This window comes from bacterium (assembly GCA_008933615.1).
Lineage (GTDB): Bacteria > CLD3 > CLD3 > SB21 > SB21 > SB21.
The window spans coordinates 1-4670 of record WBUR01000073.1 but is presented as its reverse complement, the minus strand read 5'-3'; the positions used below and the strand labels follow the sequence as shown (position 1 = coordinate 4670).

At 40.8% G+C, this 4670-nt stretch carries 5 protein-coding genes; all 5 read right to left on the bottom strand.

Features of this window, described 5'->3' with window-relative positions; translation table 11 throughout:
- Nucleotides 1-277: 277 nt before the first annotated feature.
- Nucleotides 278-976 carry a DUF541 domain-containing protein gene (locus F9K33_16270; protein ID KAB2877526.1) on the bottom strand — a complete coding sequence of 233 codons (699 nt, stop codon included), beginning with the start codon at nucleotides 974-976 and terminating at the stop codon, nucleotides 278-280.
- 222 nt (nucleotides 977-1198) lie between these two features.
- Nucleotides 1199-1909, bottom strand: coding sequence for a hypothetical protein (locus F9K33_16265; GenBank protein KAB2877525.1), 711 nt, complete (start codon nucleotides 1907-1909; stop codon nucleotides 1199-1201).
- Between the two features lie 224 nt (nucleotides 1910-2133).
- Entirely contained in the window at nucleotides 2134-2592 is a 459-nt protein-coding gene (locus tag F9K33_16260; protein KAB2877524.1) for a hypothetical protein, read from the bottom strand.
- A gap of 327 nt (nucleotides 2593-2919) precedes the next feature.
- Nucleotides 2920-3480 (bottom strand): hypothetical protein, encoded by a 561-nt coding sequence (locus F9K33_16255; GenBank protein KAB2877523.1) that lies wholly within the window; start codon nucleotides 3478-3480, stop codon nucleotides 2920-2922.
- A 215-nt stretch (nucleotides 3481-3695) separates the two neighbouring features.
- Nucleotides 3696-4379 carry a hypothetical protein gene (locus F9K33_16250; protein ID KAB2877522.1) on the bottom strand — a complete coding sequence of 228 codons (684 nt, stop codon included), beginning with the start codon at nucleotides 4377-4379 and terminating at the stop codon, nucleotides 3696-3698.
- Nucleotides 4380-4670: the final 291 nt, after the last annotated feature.

The window sequence follows — 4670 nt, the reverse complement described above, 5'->3', positions numbered from 1 at the left end:
ATTAAGTCCACGGAAGAAGCAGCCTATTCCATGATGATTGAACTCGCGGACGGCAAGATGTCGAAACCCCTGCTTGCTAAATGGATCAAAGAACATTCGGTTAAACTCAAACGGTAACCCAGCAGCGCCATATCAGATAACGCTCGGCGGCTCCACACTGTAGCTCGCGCGCGCGAAAAATTATAATTAATTAAGAACATACTCAAACCGTGAGCGAGCTACTGGCGAAGCGAATTCATAAGCCGCATGTTACAGGACGTGTCGCGTTTCAAAGTAGTTACTGATTTAAAGAATAAACTAGTCTCACGCTTGCCTTTATCACTTGTTTTTCTGGATATAATGCTTGATACCGGCCATCATTAATGTTTCCACGTTTATTGAAAACCATTACATTCTGAGCACTGACATCACTCATGCCAATCTCTTCGACAGAAATTATTTTCCCTAATGAAATACCAAGTTGTGCAGCTATCGCTTTGGCCTTTAAAGTGGCTTGAGACGTGGCCTGTTCAATCGCTCGGACTTTGGCGCTATCAGCACTTTTGAGCTGAAAAGTCACGTTCGTGGGTTCAGCCTTCAGGTCAGCTAAAATGATAATCGCATTTTCAAGTAATTCAAGATTATTGATCGTAACAATGAGGTCGAGCTCTGTAATAAAGTCCTTTTTGGAAGTGAATATTGATGCATTTACGTTTTTGGTATTCGAAAAATGAGGCGTCTCTATATCACTACGTGGAATGCCAATTGATTGAAGAGAAGAAGTGAGAGTATTAACGGTTTGTTTTACTTTTTCAAGCGATTGTGCCAATGATGAAGCTTGAGCTTCTATAGGGATACGAATTTTAGCCTGATTGGCTGGTGTAATACTCTCCCCATTTCCAAAAACCATCAAAGAGTTGTCTTTAATTGAATAAGATTGTGCGACAACTGTAGATGTGCACAACAAAACTAAAAATAGAAAAGACAAGCGTGTCATTGAGACCTCCTATAAATATATTATTCGGCAAAGCGACATATCACATAACGCTCGGCGGCGACCCGCAGTAGCTCGCACGCGATGAAATTATAAATAATTAAGAACATACTCAAAACGTGAGCGAGCTACTGGCGAGCGACGCCCACAATCTCTCTATCGTCACATCAAAAGGCGTCGCGACGTGAACGCATAAGCCGCATGTTATGCGACGTGCACCCAGTTTCAATATCGACCAAATGCAGTTCCTGAAAAAATTACAGATGGTATGTTTCCAATATTGTTAACCCACGTATCTCTAGTGAAAACCGGAAAGAAGGGAATCTCAACAGCTTTTGCTCTACCAAAAGAAATGATCTTGCCATTCTTGTTTTCAATAAGACAGTACTTTAACTGGTAAAATAATGCTTTATGAGTGGCTTGCCCTGAAGATACATAGTCTGTGAATATGTAGAAATCATCTAGTATCAATGTGAAATCACTGGGTAGAGTAACAAGATTATTTATGCTAAGATTTGTTGGGAGCAGCATGCTAATTGAATCTGTGGGTGAAATTCTTAATGTCTTTTTTTCAGTTATGGGGCCATTGCGTTGATGAGATTCTCTTCGCTGCGGTCGCGTTGACAGCTCCGATTTAATTGAATCTTGCTTGTAATCTGCAAAGCGGACATCACTAAAATAGGTCACTTTACTTATTGCCATTGGTAACTTACCATGCAATAAATATGTCAATGTGTCCGATGAATTGTCGCTCTTAAAGTCATCTCTAAAATCATCCATATTGGAGGCGCGAATTGCATCGAACAGTGCAATAATATTTAAGCTAGCACCTTTTATTTTTGGAGACTTGAATTCAGGTGCTACGAATCGTTCTTCTGAAGCACAGGACAAAAGAAACACCATTAAAAGTTGAACGAACATACTTACATTCTTCATATCAGTCTTCTTTCATTTTAAGTTAAGAGATTTCGCATGTCGCATAACGCTCGGCGGCGACCCGCAGTAGCTCGCACGCGAGAAAAATTATAGTTAATTAAGAACATACTCAAAACGTGAGCGAGCTACTGGCGAGCGACGCCCACAATTTCTCTATCGTCAAATCAAAAGGCGTCGCGAAGCGGCACGTGTAAGCCGCATGTTATCTGACGTGCTGCGTTGTGCTACCTCATGTATTCAAATTGCTTTCTCTCGATCTGTGAGAATCCATTGGGCCGAATAATGAATGTCGAAATGACCGAATCAATTCGTGTTCGTCCGCTCGAATCAAAATCAGTCTCTCCATATACTGTCGTGACCACAAAAACCGAATCATTCAGAAAAGTGGTGTGAGCGTCAGCCGAGGCCCCGCCTTCCCCGGCTCTCATAGCCACAATCGAGGAAGCAATGAATTCATTTTCAGGTGATAACAATACAAGTTTTAAATAATATCCAATTGCGTACTGATAGTGAATCAAAGAAAAAAGTGGAAAACCGTGAACAGTAACTTGTTTAGAGTACAGATAAAAATCATCAGATGACCAGTTCCTTCTCAAGAGACTATCTGGAAATATGGATACGACGGCGTTCGAGTCGAGAGCGAGATATTTTCCGTTTTTAACATCTTTGTACATCGTGTTCATTTCAAAAGACGTCATTGCTGAAAATGGAAATGAATACTTATCTGGGTCAAAACGCTTTCGCTTAAGATCACTGGTTTGGGAGCAAGATATTAGCAATCCCATAATTAGAATTATAACCTTGGTCATTAGAAAATCTTTCTTTCGCAGCATGTCAGATAACGACCAGCGGCTACACGCAGTAGCTCGCACGCGAAAAAATTATAATTAATTAAGAACATACTCAAACCGTGAGCGAGCTACTGGCGAGCGACGCCCACAATCTCTCTATCGTTAAATCAAAAGGCGTCGCGAAGCGGACGTGTAAGCCGCATGTTATGCGTGGGCGAATCACAGATTACTCTTAAAATACCATCCTATTTTAAGATCAACAGAAACGTTCTTCAAAATTGTAAAATCCTCATCATGTGTATCTACCGATGGCGTCTGATCTACCCAATCAAGCTTCGTTTCAATTAGAAAGTTCTGATTACCAATCTTTATTTCTTGATATCCTATTCCTATCGAATACGACCAATTTGTTCTTCGGACGGTCGGCTTATGCAACCGGCCATCTCCAATTAGTTTTGATTTTAAGAAGTCGTAATGTAAACCGATAAAAGGATACAAAATCTTAGGTAAACATAAATAGCCACCAAAGCTAATATAATTTAGCTGATCTTTTCGACCACCTTTTTGAACAAAAGACAAGTCCGTCATCAAATACTTATTAAATTTGAGGAATAATCCACAATTGACACCATTTCTATGACCATGGAGCCCTCGCCAATCACCTTCATCAACAACTAGATAACTAGCGCGAGTAATGCCGCCTTTTACTCCATACCAAAACTCATTTTGAGCTGTAATTGTTGGTGTGATCGTGAGAAAGAGTAATATGATTCTCCACATTGTGTCTTTCCTCAATTTAGTGATTCGCTCTCGCATAACGCTGAGCGGCTACACGCGGTAGCTCGCACGCGAGGAAAATTATAATTAATTAAGAACATACTCAAAACGTGAGCGAGCTACTGGCGAGCGACGCCCACAATCTCTCTATCGTCAAATCAAAAAGCGCTCGCGAAGCGGCACGTGTAAACAGCTTGTTATGCGACGTATACCCACTCCTAATCATGAGTAAATCCCTTATAGTTTATCTTACCGTCATTGGTAACAACAAAATCCCAATAGTCGTAGCCGCCACAACCAGATGGGCAATCGCCATATCCAAGGTAAAAACGGATTCGTACTTCACCGTTGCCTTCCTTGAACGTGAGGTTGGTATACCAACTGTAATATCCATCTGGTCCGGAGCTACGGATACCGGGAATGGTCGTAAATAGACGTGCTAAAGCGTAAGTATTTAATGGACTGGATAGATTTGCAGACATTAAATCGCTAAATGAATCGGTGTGAAACGCCATACTATATAATTGAGCAAGACTATCAATGGTCGTATTTCCCGATTGAGGCAACCCATCACGAATGTTCTTAAACCATTGATATGTGGTATCAACCAAGAAGCCAAGACCGGTCGAGTATCGTTGTTGTTTATGGATGTGCACTTTATTTATTACAGAATCCAACGCAATGAATTCGTCCTTTTTATCGTACAACAAGCCAAGCGCGTTTAGATAATAATCCAATTTCCTGTCGGGAATAATAATTGAAAGAGTATCCGGGCTTTTTTCATGAAAAAGTTGCTCAATCGCAAAAGTCCCGGCATCATTTTGGAAATATGCTATGGCACTATCGCTGGGCGCGTAAGTAAGAAAAAAGGGTTCATCTTTATGATCACAGGCAGTGGTCATTATTATTGCAAAAAATGGAAATAATATAAAGTATTTCATTTTGAATTACCGGGTATATGACGCATAACGCGGCGCGGCTCCACACTGTAGCTCGCACGCGATGAAATTATAAATAATTACGAACATACTCAATACGTGAGCGAGCTACTGGCGAAGCGAATGCATAAGCCGCATGATATTATAAAAAAGTACCTCCCGATTCCGGTCAATCCGAATTATTTTCGGATAAGCATCTAATCAAACCTAAAACCAGGAGGTGTATCATGTTTTACTCAGGCATCGATTTACATA

Coding starts and splice junctions, on each gene's coding strand:
- F9K33_16250 (KAB2877522.1), bottom strand. CDS start 4,379: ATGACCACTGCCTGTGATCATAAAGATGAACCCTTTTTTCTTACTTAC.
- F9K33_16265 (KAB2877525.1), bottom strand. CDS start 1,909: ATGAAGAATGTAAGTATGTTCGTTCAACTTTTAATGGTGTTTCTTTTG.
- F9K33_16255 (KAB2877523.1), bottom strand. CDS start 3,480: ATGTGGAGAATCATATTACTCTTTCTCACGATCACACCAACAATTACA.
- F9K33_16260 (KAB2877524.1), bottom strand. CDS start 2,592: ATGAACACGATGTACAAAGATGTTAAAAACGGAAAATATCTCGCTCTC.
- F9K33_16270 (KAB2877526.1), bottom strand. CDS start 976: ATGACACGCTTGTCTTTTCTATTTTTAGTTTTGTTGTGCACATCTACA.